This window comes from Pilosibacter fragilis (assembly GCF_032490495.1).
Classification (GTDB): domain Bacteria; phylum Bacillota; class Clostridia; order Lachnospirales; family Lachnospiraceae; genus Pilosibacter; species Pilosibacter fragilis.
Genome location: NZ_JAVYJB010000002.1, coordinates 247,455 through 265,093, shown reverse-complemented (window position 1 = coordinate 265,093; position 17,639 = coordinate 247,455). Strand labels below are relative to the sequence as shown.

At 50.7% G+C, this 17,639-nt stretch carries 11 protein-coding genes; 9 read left to right on the top strand and 2 right to left on the bottom strand.

The window, feature by feature from the left end:
* Nucleotides 1–238 precede the first annotated feature (238 nt).
* The 3 genes from ABCW45_RS02505 to ABCW45_RS02495 all read left to right on the top strand — a co-directional run bounded on the left by ABCW45_RS02505 (nucleotide 239) and on the right by ABCW45_RS02495 (nucleotide 4,875).
* The gene (locus ABCW45_RS02505) at nucleotides 239–1,624 is read left to right on the top strand and encodes an NCS2 family permease (RefSeq protein WP_117469444.1); all 1,386 of its coding nucleotides are present in this window, start codon (nucleotides 239–241) and stop codon (nucleotides 1,622–1,624) included.
* A gap of 333 nt (nucleotides 1,625–1,957) precedes the next feature.
* Nucleotides 1,958–2,200, top strand: coding sequence for an HPr family phosphocarrier protein (locus tag ABCW45_RS02500; RefSeq protein WP_015554244.1), 243 nt, complete (start codon nucleotides 1,958–1,960; stop codon nucleotides 2,198–2,200).
* 254 nt (nucleotides 2,201–2,454) lie between these two features.
* The gene (locus ABCW45_RS02495) at nucleotides 2,455–4,875 is read left to right on the top strand and encodes an ATP-dependent DNA helicase (RefSeq protein ID WP_343220175.1); all 2,421 of its coding nucleotides are present in this window, start codon (nucleotides 2,455–2,457) and stop codon (nucleotides 4,873–4,875) included.
* A 73-nt stretch (nucleotides 4,876–4,948) separates the two neighbouring features.
* Here ABCW45_RS02495 and ABCW45_RS02490 read toward each other — a convergent pair whose 3' ends face one another.
* Nucleotides 4,949–5,824 (bottom strand): LysR family transcriptional regulator, encoded by an 876-nt coding sequence (locus ABCW45_RS02490; protein WP_117469445.1) that lies wholly within the window; start codon nucleotides 5,822–5,824, stop codon nucleotides 4,949–4,951.
* A gap of 49 nt (nucleotides 5,825–5,873) precedes the next feature.
* On the opposite strand from ABCW45_RS02490, the gene ABCW45_RS02485 reads away from it, so the two are divergent.
* The 4 genes from ABCW45_RS02485 to ABCW45_RS02470 all read left to right on the top strand — a co-directional run bounded on the left by ABCW45_RS02485 (nucleotide 5,874) and on the right by ABCW45_RS02470 (nucleotide 12,349).
* Entirely contained in the window at nucleotides 5,874–6,038 is a 165-nt protein-coding gene (locus tag ABCW45_RS02485) for a hypothetical protein (RefSeq protein ID WP_181968285.1), read from the top strand.
* A gap of 52 nt (nucleotides 6,039–6,090) precedes the next feature.
* Nucleotides 6,091–6,702, top strand: coding sequence for a sigma-70 domain-containing protein (locus ABCW45_RS02480; RefSeq protein WP_117469446.1), 612 nt, complete (start codon nucleotides 6,091–6,093; stop codon nucleotides 6,700–6,702).
* 127 nt (nucleotides 6,703–6,829) lie between these two features.
* Nucleotides 6,830–10,594 (top strand): phosphoribosylformylglycinamidine synthase, encoded by a 3,765-nt coding sequence (locus ABCW45_RS02475; RefSeq protein ID WP_117469447.1) that lies wholly within the window; start codon nucleotides 6,830–6,832, stop codon nucleotides 10,592–10,594.
* A 258-nt stretch (nucleotides 10,595–10,852) separates the two neighbouring features.
* The gene (locus ABCW45_RS02470; protein ID WP_117469448.1) at nucleotides 10,853–12,349 is read left to right on the top strand and encodes a C69 family dipeptidase; all 1,497 of its coding nucleotides are present in this window, start codon (nucleotides 10,853–10,855) and stop codon (nucleotides 12,347–12,349) included.
* Nucleotides 12,350–12,587: 238 nt separating this feature from the next.
* Here ABCW45_RS02470 and ABCW45_RS02465 read toward each other — a convergent pair whose 3' ends face one another.
* Nucleotides 12,588–13,823, bottom strand: coding sequence for a 6-phosphofructokinase (locus tag ABCW45_RS02465; RefSeq protein ID WP_015554249.1), 1,236 nt, complete (start codon nucleotides 13,821–13,823; stop codon nucleotides 12,588–12,590).
* Nucleotides 13,824–14,224: 401 nt separating this feature from the next.
* Between ABCW45_RS02465 and rsmH the strand changes: the two genes are divergently transcribed.
* Entirely contained in the window at nucleotides 14,225–15,307 is a 1,083-nt protein-coding gene (gene rsmH, locus ABCW45_RS02460; protein WP_117469449.1) for a 16S rRNA (cytosine(1402)-N(4))-methyltransferase RsmH, read from the top strand.
* Nucleotides 15,308–15,489: 182 nt separating this feature from the next.
* Nucleotides 15,490–17,370 (top strand): LTA synthase family protein, encoded by a 1,881-nt coding sequence (locus ABCW45_RS02455; protein ID WP_117469450.1) that lies wholly within the window; start codon nucleotides 15,490–15,492, stop codon nucleotides 17,368–17,370.
* Nucleotides 17,371–17,639 lie beyond the last annotated feature (269 nt).

Below are 17,639 nucleotides of genomic sequence, written 5' to 3'. Positions count from 1 at the left end.
CTGAACTGAAAATTCCGTACAATACAGTGGTGGTAGTGGATTTTGCCGATTCGGAATGCGAAGCATCGGCAAAATCCTGTTACAGTGCGCGGGCATGGAGTGCCCGTGTACTGTAACGAGCGGATGACGTGTTCGGAACCCCCAAAATTCTTTCCCTTGCCTTTTCTATTAGTACCACGTATAATAGAAATTAGCGGTTTTATAACAAAAACTGATAAAACAAATTGGAGGGAAACAAATGAGTCTCGAAAAAATGTTCCATCTCAAGGAAAACAACACAACTGTTAAGACTGAGATCATGGCCGGTGTGACATCGTTTATGACGATGGCGTACATCCTGGCGGTAAACCCGAACATTCTGGCGGCAGCCGGAATGGACCACGGAGCGGTCTTCACAGCGACAGCGGTGGCATCCTTTATCGGAACACTCTGTATGGCACTGTTCGCGAACTACCCGTTTGCTCTGGCACCTGGAATGGGTCTGAACGCTTACTTTGCATACACGGTCGTTCTCGGTATGGGCTATTCCTGGGAAGTTGCTCTTGCGGCAGTTCTCACAGAAGGTATCATCTTTATCATCCTGTCCTGCTTCAACATCAGGGAAGCGATTTTCAACGCGATCCCGTTTAACTTAAAGAAAGCGGTCAGCGTTGGAATCGGTCTCTTCATCACATTCCTTGGTCTTCAGAATGCGAAGATCGTGATTGGTGGAGCAACGCTTGTAGGTCTGTTCTCTGTTGACGGCTACAACAAAACTCTCGCTGACGGTCTCACAGCGTCCATGAGCGACGCGGGGATCACCGTACTCCTTGCGATCTTTGGTGTTCTGATCACTGGAATCCTGATCGTAAAGAATGTCAAAGGAAATATTCTCTGGGGTATCCTGATCACCTGGATCCTCGGAATCATCTGCCAGTTTGCGGGCATTTACATCCCGAATCCGGATCTCGGCTTCTACAACCTGCTCCCGGATTTTTCCAACGGAATTTCCATCCCGAGCCTGGCGCCGATCATGTTCAAGTTCAGTTTAAAGGGTGTTCCGGTACTGGAATTCATCATTATCGTATTCGCGTTCCTGTTCGTTGACCTTTTCGACACACTTGGAACCCTGATCGGTGTGTCCGCGAAGGCGGATATGCTGGATTCCGAGGGAAGACTCCCGCGGATCAAGGGCGCACTCCTTGCAGATGCGGTCGGTACGACCTGCGGTGCCTGCCTCGGTACATCCACAGTTACAACATTCGTGGAGAGTGCTTCCGGCGTGACAGAGGGCGGTAGAACCGGTCTTACATCCTTAACGACCGGTATCCTGTTCCTGCTATCATTGTTCCTATCCCCGATCTTCCTTGCAATCCCGTCCTTTGCGACGGCTCCGGCCCTGATCGTTGTAGGCTTCTACATGATCGGCTCCGTATCGGAGATCGATTTCAAGGATCCGGCAGAAGGAATCCCGGCATTCCTCTGCATCATCGCGATGCCGTTCTTCTACAGCATCTCCGAGGGAATCTCCATGGGAGTTATCGCCTATGTTGTCATGAACCTCTTTGCCGGAAAGAAGGAGAAGATCACTCCGGTCATGTATATCCTGGCGGTGCTCTTCATCCTCAAGTATATTTTAATGTAAATATGTAAATGCCAAAGACTGCCGGATGCATAGTATGGTAATGTCAGAGATGACTGCCGCTGTGCATCCGGCTTTTTTGATTGTATTCCACAGAGAATAGGAGTTGTCGGGCAGATTGCCGGATTTTTGTGTGAAAACATCCGGAGTTGACGGAGACATCAGACAAATCTGGCTGCTTTTCTGTAACAAATGACAAAATTTGTCATAAAACTATCAAAAAGATGGTGATAATTGTCGATTGACGCTTGAATTTGAATGTGGTATAAATGTAGAATCGTAAAAATATAAAGGATTTGACATCAAAGGGTTTAACAAAAAAGGAGTTAAGGAATCATGATGAAACAGAAAAAAGTAAAATTTGTGTCCGCAGACGAGGCGAAGGAGTTTGTCAGCATCGCAAGCGGCTGCGATTTTGATGTAAATGTATTTTATAACCGTATGATCATCGACGCGAAGTCTCTTCTCGGAGTACTGAGCCTTGATCTGACAAAGATCCTCACCGTTGAATATGACGGCGAGAATGCGCCGTTCGAAGCTTTTCTTGAGAGAAAGAATCCGATGCACGCGGTAGCGTAAAAATATACATAAAGATAAAGAAAGAGGCAGCGGCTGTATGAAAAGTACGGCAGGCTGTCTTTTTTGCGTCCGGCGGGCGGCACAAAGCGTGAAAATTCCGGCAGCACGGGAAAATAGCACGGAAAGCTTCTGACAGATGACCTGCCATATGTTCTGTGAACACACGGCATTACTTTACAGGAAATTGTAAAAATGTTATACTTGCGGGAGCGATATGTGCGGCATATAGCAGGATTCAGGAAAAAGAGGAACATATGTGGGGTGGTGAGCGGTGGTCGATCAGCATATCCACAGGAAAGGAGCGTCTCATGAGCGGAGAAAACAGGAAAGCGATCCGGATCTCGGTCCGGAACCTGGTGGAATTCGTGCTGCGCTCCGGGGATATCGACAACCGCTGTTCCGGAAACGCCCAGAAGGATGCCATGCTGGCGGGAGGAAGGATCCACAGGAAGATCCAGAAGCGGATGGGATCCGGCTACCGGGCGGAGGTCCCCTTAAAGCATGAGGTCCAGGACGAGGAGCAGGAGATCACGCTTCTCGTGGAGGGACGCGCCGATGGAATCTTCGCGGAAAACGGGATCCCGGTGATCGACGAGATCAAAGGCATGTACACGGACATTTCAAGGCTGGAGGAGCCCATCGAGGTCCATCTCGCCCAGGCCATGTGCTACGGATATTTTTACTGCTGCGACAAAGATCTCGACGGGATCCGCCTGCAGATGACCTACTGTAACCTTGAAACAGAGGAAATAAAAAGATTCCAGACCGACCGCTCGAGAGAAGAGCTGGAGACATGGTTTTCCGGCGTGGTTCACGAATACTTTAAGTGGGCGAGGTACCTCTACCACCATGAGCTGACCCGTGACGCCTCCATCGGGCACCTGGAATTCCCGTTCCCTTACCGGGCGGGACAGCGTGACCTTGTAGTATCCGTCTACCGGACCGTCAGCCGGAAAAAACGCCTGTTTATCCAGGCTCCCACGGGAATCGGAAAGACGCTCTCCACTGTATTCCCGGCGGTCCGTGCCATCGGGGAAGGAAAGGGAGACAAGCTCTTTTACCTCACCGCAAAGACCGTGACGAGGACCGTGGCGGAGGAGGCGTTTCGGATCTTAAGGGATCATGGCCTGATCTTCACCTCGGTGACAATAACGGCAAAGGAAAAACTCTGTCCCATGGACGAGTGCGAGTGCAACCCGGACGCGTGCCCATACGCGAAAGGCCACTTTGACCGGGTCAATGAGGCGGTATTCGATATTCTCCACCTGGAACAGGAGATGACAAGAGAGAAGATCCTTCAGTACGCGGAAAAGTACCGGGTATGCCCATTTGAATACTGTCTGGACATCTCCAGCTGGACCGACGGGATCATCTGCGATTACAACTATGTGTTTGACCCGAATGTGCGCTTGAAACGCTACTTCGCGGACGGACAGAAAGGTGATTATCTGTTCCTCGTGGATGAGGCCCACAATCTGGTCTCCCGCGCGAGGGAGATGTACAGCGCCGAATTAAAAAAAGAAGATCTCCTCACCGTAAAGCGCCTCGTAAAGCAGAAAGCGCCCCGACTGGAGAAAAATCTGGAAAAATGCAGCCAGGTGATGCTGGGAATGAAGCGGGAGTGCGAGACATGGCAGCTGCTCTCCGATGTGACATCCTTAGCGGCAGCTGCGATGGCGGTGTTCTCCGATATGGAGACATTCTTGGAAGATTTTCCGGAGTTTGAGGGCAGGGATACGGTTCTGGACTTTTACTTTGGTCTCAGGGATTTCTTAAACGTGTACGAGCTTTTGGATGACCATTACCGGATCTACGCGGAGAACGTGGGAGTCACTTCCTTTAAAGTAAGGCTCTTCTGCGTGGACCCGTCGGCGAACCTCTCCCTCTGCATGTCCCAGGGAAACAGCACGATCCTGTTTTCGGCAACCATGCTGCCGATCCGGTATTACAAGACACTGCTCTCCGGAAACGAGGACGACTACGCGGTCTATGCGAACTCGCCCTTCGAGGAAGAAAAACGTCTTCTCATGGTTGCGACGGACGTCAGCAGCCGCTATTCCAGGCGCAGCGAGAGCGAATACCGGAAGGTGGCGGAGTATATCAGGGAGGTGGTCCTCTCTAAGAGCGGCAACTACATGATATTCTTCCCGTCCTACCAGTATATGGAACAGGTGGAATATGCTGTGGAGGACATGGACTTCCCAGCGGATCTCCTGGTCCAGGGACAGGGCATGAAGGAACAGGAACGCCTGGAATTCTTAGAAGAATTTGAAAAGCCCAGAGATCACTCCCTTGCGGCATTCTGCGTCATGGGAGGTGTGTTCTCTGAGGGGATCGACCTGAAGAAAGAGCGGCTCATCGGTGCTGTGATCGTCGGAACGGGACTCCCGATGGTCTGCGTGGAACAGGAGGTTCTCAGGGGATATTTTGAGGAAAAAGAAGAAGCGGGATTTGACTTTGCGTATCAGTATCCGGGAATGAATAAGGTTTTACAGGCGGCGGGCCGTGTGATCCGGACGACGGAGGACGAAGGGATCATATTGCTTCTCGATGACAGGTTCCTGAAAAAAGAATATCTGGAACTGTTCCCAAGGGAATGGGAGCATTTCCAGATGGTAAACAGAAAGAACGTTGGTCAGTGCCTTTCGGACTTCTGGGAGTCACGGGGCAGGTAGATGGATATCCGGGCAGTCGTTTGCCGGGACGGTGCAGGGAATATGCAGGTCTGGTGAAGGGCTGCTGCAGGTCTTACAACATATCCATGAATTGCTTCGCGGCCTGGGAGACCGGAAGGTTTTCGTTATGGACCACAACAAGCTGGCGGACCGGAAGTGTCTCGGAGAGCTTTAAGATAAAGAGCTGCTTTTCGTCCTTTGGGATACAGAAATCCGGCACGAAGGCGATTCCAAGGCCGATGCGGGCCAGGTCGATCAGAAGGTCATTGCTGCTGAGCTCGATCTCCGGGACCAGATCGAGATGGGACTTCTGGAACATGGAGTGTAAGAACTCACTTGTGGTACTCTTGCGGTCCAGCATCATGATCGGGTAATCGAGAAGCTCGGCGAGGGTGAAGGTCTTGTCCTGCAACGGAAAATGGTCAGCACTCGCAACGAAAACATCGCGGAATTCCCGGATCGCCCGGACACTGTGGGTGTTCAAGAGACCGGAATTTGGGTAGTTGGTGATAATGAAGTCCACCTGTCCATTCTCTAAAATGCGGGCACAGTCGATCGAGGTGGAGTTCGTTACTTTAATATGAACGTTCGGGTAGAGTTTATGGAACTTATTTAAATATGGGACAAGGAAATAGCGGCAGATCGTGTCGCTGGCGGCGATCCTGAGCTGGCCGCCGTTCAGGGTGTTGGCCTCTAAGAGCTGGGTCTCGCCTTTATGGATCAGGTTCATTGCAGGTTCGATGTGTTTAAATAAGATCTCGCCTTCCGGGGTGAGCTGGACCCGCTTCGTGCTTCGGATAAAGAGCGTCTGGCCCAGCTTTTTTTCCAGAACCTTCACAGACTGGCTGACGGCTGACTGGGAAATATAGAGGCATTTCGATGCCTCGGAAAAGCTCAGAGTTTTTGCAACGTAATAAAATACTTTATATAATTCATAGTTAATATCCATTATTAGTCCTCCTAATGAAACAAGGCTATTTTATCACAGGAACAGGGATTTGAAAAGAGGAAAAAACGAGAAAGTGTGGTTTTGTCTGGAAGCCGGGTGGAAAATATGGTATGATTACGGAAAGGCGGCGGGGCGGGAAGAAGAAATCCGTCGTGCGAAAAATAAGAAAAACAGGTGCAAAGGAGAAGCAAAAAGCTTTGCGAAGAGAGAATAACTGTGAAAGCTGAAGCAGTAATCAAGAAAAATCAGAGAGGTTTATAGAGGCTATGGCAGAAAAAATGAGATATGAGAACGAAATAGAGAACGCGAAGGTTGACGACGAGTTCAACAACTCCGAGGAGGATTTAAGCGCGGAGGACATCTACCGCGTATATATGGAGGAGATCGCGGCGATCCCGCCATGCAGCGAGGCGGAGAACGCGAAGCTTCTCGGCGAGATCCGGAACGGAAACAAGGCGGCGAGAGAGCGCCTCATCGAGGGCAACTTAAAGAACGCCCTGTTCTTCGTCCAGGATTACATCAACAAAGGTGTTCCGATGGCGGACCTGATCCAGGAAGCCAGTCTGGAGCTCATGATGCTGGCAGATGAAGGGTTCGAGGGTAGTTTTGAAAAACTTCTGGAGAGCCGGATCCGTGTCCGTATGGAGGAGATCATCAACGATCAGAAGAAGGAAGCGGATATCGAGGAGGAGATGTTAGCCCGCGTCAATGTGCTTCAGGAGGTATCGAAATCCATGGCGGAGGAGCTTGGACGCGAGGCAAAGCTTTCCGAGCTTGCGGAGCGCATGAAGATGACCGAGGACGAGGTCCGGGAGATCATGAAGGTGACCATGGACGCGCTGAGCATGAGCAAGATCAACCAGAGATTACAGAGTTAAAATCAATATATAAGTATAAATAATAAAAATAATTAAATATATTAACTTTACTAATCACACTGACCTGTGCTATGATTAAGGCAAAATGAAAACCATCTGACAAAGCCGTTTTCCAGGAGGAGAGACTATGAGCGTAAAGCGCGTATTTGTTGAGAAAAAACCGGAATATGCAATCAAGGCAAGAGAGCTTCGCGAGGAGATCGCAAGCTATCTTGACATTACAGGGGTAACGGGCGTCCGTGTGTTAGTCCGCTACGATATTGAAAATATTTCTGAGGACGTATATAAAGAGGCACTCGGAACGATCTTTTCCGAGCCGCCGGTAGACGATGTGTTTGAGGAGACATTCCCGCACAGCGCGGAGGATGTGGTATTCTCCGTTGAGTATCTGCCGGGACAGTTTGACCAGAGAGCCGATTCCGCGGAGCAGTGTGTAAAGTTATTAAACGAGAACGAGGAGCCGGTGATCCGCTCCGCAATGACCTATGTGATCTCCGGAAAGCTTTCCGGGGAGGAGATCGCAGCAATCAAGTCCTTCTGTATCAACCCGGTGGACTCCAGAGAGGCGTCCGAGGAGATCCCGGAGACACTTGTCACCGTATTTGATGTGCCGGAAGACGTTGCGGTCTTTGACGGATTTAAGGATATGGACGAGGCGGCCTTAAAGGAACTCTACGGTTCCTTAAACCTCGCAATGACCTTCAAAGACTTCCTTCACATCCAGAACTACTATAAGAACGAAGAGCACAGAGATCCGTCCGTGACAGAGATCCGCGTGCTTGATACATACTGGTCCGATCACTGCCGCCACACCACATTCTCCACAGAACTCAAGAATGTGACATTCACAGAGGGCGACTACAAGAAACCGATCGAGGATACCTACAACCAGTACCTTGCTGACCACAAGGAGATCTACAAAGGACGCGACGACAAGTTCGTATGTCTCATGGACCTTGCGATCATGGGCATGAAAAAGCTCCGCAAAGAGGGCAAGTTAGAAGATCTTGAGGTATCCGACGAGATCAACGCCTGCTCCATCGTCGTTCCGGTGGAGATCGACGGAAAGACCGAGGAGTGGCTCGTAAACTTCAAGAACGAGACCCATAACCACCCGACAGAGATTGAACCCTTCGGCGGCGCGGCAACCTGCCTTGGCGGCGCGATCCGTGACCCGCTTTCCGGACGTACCTATGTATACCAGGCAATGCGCATCACAGGTGCCGCTGACCCGACAAAGCCGTTAAATCAGACATTAAAGGGCAAGCTTCCGCAGAGAAAGATCGTTACAGAGGCTGCCCATGGATATAGCTCCTACGGAAACCAGATCGGTCTTGCGACCGGTTATGTAAAAGAACTCTACCATCCGGGCTATGTTGCGAAGAGAATGGAGATCGGTGCTGTTATGGCGGCAGCTCCGAGAAAGAACGTGATCCGTGAGACATCCGATCCGGGTGATGTGATCATCCTTCTCGGCGGACGTACCGGCCGTGATGGAATCGGCGGTGCGACAGGTTCCTCCAAGGTACACACAGAGGCATCCATCGAGGTCTGCGGCGCTGAGGTCCAGAAAGGTAACGCCCCGACCGAGAGAAAGATCCAGAGAATGTTCCGCCGTCCGGAAGTTTCCAGACTGATCAAAAAGTGCAACGACTTTGGCGCAGGCGGAGTTTCCGTAGCGATCGGTGAACTCGCTGACGGACTTCTGATTGATCTCGATAAAGTACCGAAAAAGTACGCAGGTCTTGACGGAACAGAGCTTGCGATCTCTGAGTCCCAGGAGAGAATGGCAGTTGTCGTTGATCCGAAAGATGTTGACACATTCTTAGGATACGCCAAGGAGGAGAACCTTGAGGCTGTCACAGTCGCAACAGTCACAGAGAGCCCGAGACTCGTCCTCACATGGCGGGGAAAGACCATCGTTGACTTAAGCCGTGCGTTCCTCGACACAAACGGCGCTCATCAGGAGACAGACGTTACCCTGGAGGTTCCGAACCATGAGGGAACTCCGTTTGAAAAGAAAGAAGTAGGAGACGTTAAGGAAAAATGGCTGAAGATGCTCGGTTCCTTAAATGTCTGCTCCCAGAAAGGTCTCGTTGAGATGTTCGACTCCTCCATCGGCGCATCTACCGTTATGATGCCGTACGGCGGAAAATATCAGCAGACTGAGATCCAGACCATGGTCGCTAAGCTTCCGGTTCTGGAAGGAAAGTGCGACGCTGTGACCATGATGAGCTACGGCTTTGATCCGTATCTCTCCAGCTGGAGTCCGTATCACGGCGCGATCTACGCAGTCCTCACATCTGTCGCTAAGATCGCAGCAGCAGGCGGTGACCACAGGAAGATCCGCTTCACATTCCAGGAGTACTTCCGCAGAATGAGCAGCAAGCCGGCAAGATGGAGCCAGCCGTTCGCAGCACTTCTCGGTGCCTACAATGCGCAGCTGGGCTTCGGACTTCCGTCCATCGGCGGTAAGGACAGTATGTCCGGTACCTTTGATGAGGAGAGCGGAAAAGAGATCGACGTCCCGCCGACCCTGGTTTCCTTCGCGGTTGACGTTGCAAGCGCGAAGAACATGATCTCCCCGGAATTCAAGAAGGCCGGAAATAAGATCGTTGTATTTGAAATTAAAAAAGATTCCTATGATCTTCCGGATTATGCCCAGATCATGGCTGGATATGATAAACTCCATGAGGACATCAAGGCAGGCCGCGTGATCTCCGCGTACGCCGCAGAGGCAAACGGAATCGCAGAGGCAGTCAGCAAGATGGCCTTCGGAAACCACCTCGGTGTCAAGATCGAGCATGACGTGGATCCGAGAGACTTCTTTGCACCGGCATGGGGCAATATCGTCTGCGAGGTTCCGGCTGACAAGGTCGGCGAGCTTCAGATGAGCTACCGTGTCATCGGTGAAGTTACCGACAAGGCAGCCTTCGAGTACGGCAATGTCTCCATTGCGCTCGACGAGGCATTAAAGACATGGGACGCAGCTCTCGAGGATGTATTCCCGACAGAGAGCGCGGTAAAGAAAGAAGAAGTTAAGAACGAAGTATTTAAGGCAGAGAACGTTGTGATCTGCAATCATAAGATCGGTACTCCGACTGTATTTATTCCGGTATTCCCGGGAACAAACTGTGAGTACGACAGCACGAAGGCATTCGAACGTGCGGGAGCAAAGGTCATCACAAAGGTATTCAAGAACATGAGCGCCGAGGACATCCGTGATTCCGTAGAAGTCTACAGAAAGAGCATCGAAGAGTCCCAGATCGTTATGTTCCCGGGCGGCTTCTCCGCAGGTGATGAGCCGGAAGGTTCCGCAAAGTTCTTCGCTACTGCGTTCCGCAACGAGGTATTAAAGGACGAGATCATGAAGCTCTTAAATGAGCGTGACGGATTAATGCTCGGTATCTGTAACGGTTTCCAGGCTCTCATCAAGCTTGGTCTTGTGCCGGAAGGAAAGATCGTAGAGCAGAAGCCGGATTCCCCGACCTTAACCTACAACACCATCGGACGCCACGTTTCCAAGATGGTTAACTTAAAGGTCGTTTCCAACAAGTCCCCGTGGCTTGCAGGCGCAGAACTTGGCGGCGTTTACACAAACCCGGTATCCCACGGCGAGGGACGTTTCGTGGCTCCGAAGGAATGGATCGACAAGCTCTTCGCAAACGGACAGGTTGCGACCCAGTACGTTGACCTTAACGGTGTTCCGACCATGGACGAATACTGGAACCCGAACGGCTCCTTCATGGCGATCGAAGGTATCACAAGCCCGGATGGACGTGTCTACGGTAAGATGGGCCATGCTGAGAGACGCGGCGACTATGTTGCAAAGAACATCACAGGCGAGCAGGATCTGAAGCTGTTTGAGAGTGGTGTGAAGTATTTCAAATAATTGAATATTTGGAAGAAATAAGAGAATGCCCCAGGGAGAGAAAATTCCCCTGGGGCGTTCTGCGCTGCTGTGCATTCGGAAGAAGCTGCCGATTACCATGAACCTGAAAGAGACTGTTGACAGGAGGTTCTGTGTGAGGTGCTGCTTTGCCGCGGTACCTCAGTTAGTTGACAGAAACTCCGAAGCGTACTAAACTGGACGTATCCGCGGCTGGCGGACAGTGACGGCCGCATATTATAGTTTTGGAGGGTATTTGACATGGCATGCACAACGATTCTTGTAGGAAAAAACGCGTCTTATGACGGTTCAACGATGATCGCGCGAAATGATGATTCCGGTTCCGGACATTTTACGGCGAAAAAATTTGTGGTGATCCACCCGGAGGAGCAGCCGAAGGTTTATAAGTCTGTTCTCTCTCATGCTGAGATCGATCTTCCGGGAGATCCGATGAAGTTTACGGCAGTTCCGAACGCCATTAAGGGAAAGGGAATCTGGGCGGCCAGCGGCGTTAATGAAAAGAATGTCGGCATGACAGCTACGGAAACCATCACATCCAACGCTCGTGTTCTCGGAGCAGACCCGCTTGTAAAGTTACAGCCGGCGGAGGACGGAAAAGAGGAGATCGTCGGTGGAATCGGTGAGGAAGACCTTGTGTACATCACGCTTCCGTATATCAGCAGCGCGAGAGAAGGTGTGATCCGCCTCGGAAGTCTTTTGGAGAAGTACGGGACTTACGAGATGAACGGTATCGCGTTCCAGGACGTCAACGAGATCTGGTGGCTTGAGACCATCGGCGGACATCACTGGATCGCAAAGCGTGTTCCGGATGACCGTTACGTGGTGATGCCGAACCAGTTCGGTATCGATGATTTTGACTTAAACGACGCGTTCTCCGAGCAGAATGAACATATGTGTTCTTCCGACTTAAGAGAGTTTATCGCTGAGAACCACCTGGACCTCTCCTTAAACGGAGGAAATGGGAGCCATTTTGATGCCCGCGCCGCATTCGGAAGCCACAGCGATTCCGACCATATCTACAATACACCAAGAGCATGGTTTATGGAGCGCTACTTTAATCCGAAGACAAAGAAGTGGGACGGACCGGACGCGGACTACAGACCGGAATCCGACGATATCCCGTGGAGCATGGTTCCGGAGAAGAAGATCACGGTGGAGGATGTCAAGTATGCTCTTTCCTCCCATTTCCAGGGAACCCCTTACGATCCGTACGCAAAGAGCGGTGACGGACTCCAGAAGGGCAAATACCGCGCTATCGGCATCAACCGCAATGATTTCCTTGCTCTGATCCAGATGCGCCCGGGTGCCCCGGCAAACTGTCAGGCGGTCCAGTGGCTGGCTTTCGCGTCAAACGCGTTCAACACCCTGGTTCCGTTCTACGCGGCTGTGGACGAGACACCGGAGTACCTTGCGAACACCACGAAGGAAGTCTCTACAGAGAACTTCTACTGGTCCGCGAGAATGATCGCGGCTATGGCGGACGCGTCCTTCGCAAAATCCGCGATCCACATCGAGCGCTACCAGAACGCTGTGGAGGCGAAGGGGCATGCGCTGCTCAACAAGTATGATAAAGAGGCGGCGAAGGTTACGGATCCGGCGGAGAGCAGAAGACTTTTAGAAGAAGCGAACCGCGAGATCGCGAAGATGTTGAAAGAGGAGACAGGAAATACCCTGGATCATGTGCTCTTTGAGCTCAGCAATTCCATGAAGAATGCGTTTTCAAGATCTGACGCGTAAAAATGTCAGAAAGTGCCTGTCGGAATCATTGGAAGGCCTGGAAACCATGAATGATGGCAGCAGGAATGAATAAAGATGAATAAAGAAAGACCTCCCAGGAGACAGAATCTAAGTTTATGGTTCTGTATTCCTGTAGGAGGTCTTTTAAGCTCATTAGAAATCCTTAAAGGAAACTTATGCGGTTATAAAAAGCTGCTGCCGTTGCGGCCCGCCGCGGCAGGGAAAAAGGTTTCTGCCATTATTTCTTCTTATGATACAGATATCGCGGAATTCCGTCCACCATAACTGGTGACACGTCACCCTGGATCAGCGGGCGGACATAGCTGATAAACTCGTCGGTGACGTAGGTACCGTCCTCGGTGATCCATTCCCTCGGGACCACTTTTTCCACATTGGAGACCTTGTGGACATTTCTAAGGTCTGTGGTGGACTGGTACGGGTCATCGGAGAGACGTTTGATGATGACCATCTCACCGGTATCGCCCTCGTCGGCTGCCTTCACGGCGGCACCGCCGACCTGGAAAGCTTCCAGAATGTCGATTCGGGATGCCAGATGGGAGGCCGCTCTCTGCATGGAGCTAAGCTCTATGGTTCTCGTCTTGCAGCCAATCTCCTGAGCCAGACGGCGGGCAAGATAGTTCGCGGTGCCTGTGAGCTGCTTGTGGCCGAAGGCGTCAACGAAATCCACACCGTCGGTGAGCTCGCACACATAACGTCCGTCCGCCAGGCGGATGCCTTCGGAGACGGCGACCACAACGAAAGTCTTTTCTGCCAGGAGTTCCTTAATGCGGACAAGGAAATTGTCGATATCGAAGGGAAGTTCCGGGACATAGATCAGGTCCGGTCCATCGCAATCCTCGCCCTTGGAGAGCGCCGCGGCACCAACGAGCCATCCGGCGTTTCGGCCCATGATCTCGACGATGGTGACAAGGCCCTTATCGTAGATCAGCGCCTGGCTGTCCTGGATGATCTCTTTCACTGATGTTCCGATGTATTTCGCCGCGCTGCCGTATCCCGGTGTGTGGTCGGTCAGGGCGAGATCGTTGTCGATAGTCTTCGGAACGCCTAAAAATTTGGTTGGATGACCCCTTAAGATCGCGTAGTCGGACAGCTTTTTGATCGTATCCATGGAATCGTTTCCGCCGATATAGATAAAGCACTCGATCTCAAGCTTGTCGAGAATAGAAAAGATTTTATCGTATGTAGCGATGTCCTCATGGATCTCCGGGAGCTTATAGCGGCATGATCCGAGATAGGCAGCAGGTGTGCGTTTTAAAAGTTCTACGTCCAGATCCGTCTGGATATGTTCGGAAAGATCGATATAATCTTCGTTTAAGAGACCCTGAATGCCGTGACGCATGCCGTATACTTTTTTTGCTCCGCGGTCGATAGCGGTGCGGTAAACGCCCGCGAGACTGGAATTGATAGCGGCAGTCGGGCCACCGGACTGTCCAACGATAATGTTGCCTTTCATGTAGCATCCCTCCAGGTATTGTAATTATATGATAACTGTCCGTCAGACCAGCGTTTTGAGTTTTTTCGCTGATCGAAGACACGGAAACACGGAGCAGTTACAATAAAATCATTATATCAGTTTTATGATGCAAAAACAAGTAAAAGGCAGAATATTTAGAAAAAAGATGACAAATTTGAAATATATGCGCATCTCGAACAAATATGACAGGATTTTGACGATTGAGTGATTAGGAGTGTGAAGTACTGGAAAAACCGGTGGCTATCTGGCTGGGCGTGAACGGCAGCACTCCGGAAGAGCCATAATTTCTGTCAACGAAAAGATACTTTACATTTATATGAAGAATATGTTAAGATAAACCGGTATGTGTAGAAAAACAGCGATAAATACGAGGTTTTGACATGGAAGAAAAAGAGGTACAGGGAGCACCGGTACACAAGCGGCGTGTCCGTTACAGCGGGACACATCCGAAACGGTTTGAGGAAAAGTATAAAGAACAGAATCCGGAGAAATATGCTGACACGGTCGAGAAGGTCATCAAAAAAGGCAGCACTCCGGCAGGCATGCACATCTCGATCTGTGTGAACGAGATCCTGGATTTCCTGGATATCAGACCGGGAATGCAGGGGCTTGACGCTACATTGGGTTACGGCGGGCACACAACGGAGATGTTGAAGAAACTCGAGGGACAGGGACACATGTACGGCCTTGATGTGGATCCCATCGAGATCGTGAAGACGAAGGCACGGTTAAAGGAGCGCGGATTTGACGAGGACATCCTTACGGTGAAGCAGATGAACTTCGCGGATATCGATAAGCTTGTCCCGGAGACCGGACTTTTTGATTTCGTTCTGGCGGATCTCGGTGTGTCCTCCATGCAGATCGATAACCCGGAACGCGGATTTACCTACAAGGCGGACGGTCCGTTAGACCTGAGACTGAATCCGGAAAAGGGGATCTCCGCGGCGGAGCGGTTAAAGCAGATGGATATGGAAGAAATCGCCGGAATGTTTGTGGAAAATTCCGACGAGCCGTATGCGGAGGAGATCGCGAGGGAGATTGCGAAGAGAAATAGAAAGCGCCAGTATATTGAGACGACGACAGGACTTAAGGAAGTCATTGAGACAACACTTTCCTTCATTCCGGAAAAAGAGCGGAAGGAAGCGGTGAAGAAGTCCTGCCAGAGATGTTTCCAGGCACTCCGGATCGATGTAAACCAGGAATTTGAGGTTTTGGAAAGTTTCCTTACAGAGCTTCCGGGTATCCTGGCACCGGGCGGAAGAGCGGCGATCCTGACGTTCCATTCTGGCGAGGATCGTCTCGTAAAGTATTACTTCAAAGAAGGCAAAAAAGATGGACTTTACAGTGACGTGGCAAACGATGTGATCCGCCCGTCCGCGGAGGAATGTCAGAGAAATCCGAGGGCGAGATCCACGAAGATGCGCTGGGCGATCCGTGAGGGAGAGAATTCCCATAGAAATTAATGTAATAGAAGATAAAAGTCCAGCAGGCACACGTTTGGGCGGCTATGCACTTGGAAAACTATCGACAGCAGTTCTTTTAAATTGCTATGGATCCGGAAGCAGCTGCCGGTGGCAAGCCCTGCGGATGAGATTTTGCTGAACAAGTTTCTGACAGACAGATTTAGAAAGTGAAATAAACGTATATGGACGAAAAGTTTGAAGAAAGAACAGGGGAGTATGAAGAGAGGGAAGACCACAGACTGAAACATGCAGGCGCTATCGCATTATTTTTATCATCGCCGGTGTTCTCCTATGTCATGTTCGAGTTCGTGACCGGAAACTTTGTGATGGTACTTCCGAAGAACGCGGTGCTCAACATTGTATGGATGTTCGCGCTGTACCTTCTGGTATTCGGAATCTCCGGCAGCACCCGGATTTCCGTTCCGGTCTCTTCTGTGATCCTCTATGCGATCTCCCTGGCGGAGGCGTTTGTCGTTTCCTTCAGAAGCCGTCCGATCATGATGGGCGATGTTCTGGCGGTGAAGACCGCGATGACGGTTGCAGGAAGCTACGATTACACCCCGACATTTATGATGATCATCTGCGGTGTTCTCCTGATCATATGGAACGCGCTGGCGCAGTTTGTGTTTGTGCGGGTAAAAGGAAAAAAGAAAAGAGCAGCGGTATTCAGCGTTTCTGCTGGTGCGGTTGCTGCGTTTATCGCCTGCTTTTATAACTTTATGATCTCAGGCCTGTCTCTGGAGGTAAACCTTTGGGATCCGACGACCTCCTACGCAGAGAATGGCTATATCCTGTCCTCCGCAATCTCGATCAAATATCTGGTAAAGAAAGCGCCGGGAGGTTACTCCCAGGCGAAGATCCAGGAAATCTGCGACAAATATGTGGACAGTGAGAAGGAGCGGAATGGGGAGACTGCTGCAGTGGTGGCGTCCGGGGACGCGGTCCAGCCGACGAATATTATCTGTATCATGAACGAGAGTCTTTCCGATCTGGCGGTGGACGGAGATTTTACGACAAATATCGATTATCTCCCGTTTCTCCACAGCCTGACGGAGAACACCGTAAAAGGAAAGCTCTGCATGCCGGTATTTGGTGCCATGACCAGCAACTCTGAGTTTGAATTTCTGATCGGTGACTCTATGTATCTGATGCCGAGAGGAAGTGTGGCTTATCAGTTCTATGTAAATCCGGGCGTCCGCTCCATGGTCAGCACGGTGAGGGATCAGGGATACACACCGGTTGCCATGCACCCGTACCCGGCTGAGAACTGGAACCGCCGCATCTGCTACAACAACATGGGCTTCAGCGATTTCATGGATATCAGCGCCTACGAAAGCCGGGATGAACTTCGAAATTATATCAGTGACCTGAGCGATTTTAAGGTCATCACCGAGTATATCGAGCAGAAGGCAAATCCGGATGACAAGCTGTTCCTCTTTAATGTGACCATGCAGAACCACGGCGGCTATACGATCCCATACGCGAATTTTGACCAGGAAGTATGGCTCACCGGGGACATGGAAGGAAAGTATCCGGAGGCAGACATGTATCTGTCCCTCGTGAAGAAATCTGATGAAGCTTTTGAGTGGCTTGTAAATTATTTCTCCCAGTGCGACCAGCCGACGATGATCGTCATGTTCGGCGACCATCAGCCGGGAATCGAGGACGAGTTCTTCGATGAGGCTATGGGCGTGGAGAGTGCGAAGGTTCCGAATGAGCAGAAAATGGTCTGGTACGAGACCCCGTTTGTGATCTGGACCAACTACGACCAGCCTTCGGAGGACATGGGACGGTTAGGTGCAATTTACCTTTCCTCCTATGTATTAAAGCGCGCGAACCTGTCACTGACTCCGTATAACGAATTCCTCTTACAGCTTTCCGAAAAGCTTCCGATCATCCATCACCTTGGAATCTGGGAATCCGACGGAACCTACCACAGCTGGGAGGACGCGGAGAGCGGGGACTACGATTGGAAGGAACAGCTGGTGGAGTATGAGAAGCTTGTATACAACCACAGCCTGGATTCGAAGACCGTGAATGAGATGTTTTCGATCGCACAGTAAATGAATATTATATAGAGATGGGCAGCCTGGAGACAGGCTGCCTGTTTTGCGTAATAGCTCGCGCGAGAATGTGCCAAGGCACATTCATTTTTGAAAGTTCCGCTAAAGTAAAACTTTATGCAAAATAAAAAGAGAAGAGGGCGGCAGGAACAACTGCAGATGCCTGTCTCCGGAGAGCAGGCGAAGAGCCAGTATGAGAAGAACGGCACTGTCAGGGATGAGAGTATTTTTTGTATTGAAATAAAATGTCAAAAAAGTGACAAAGAGGA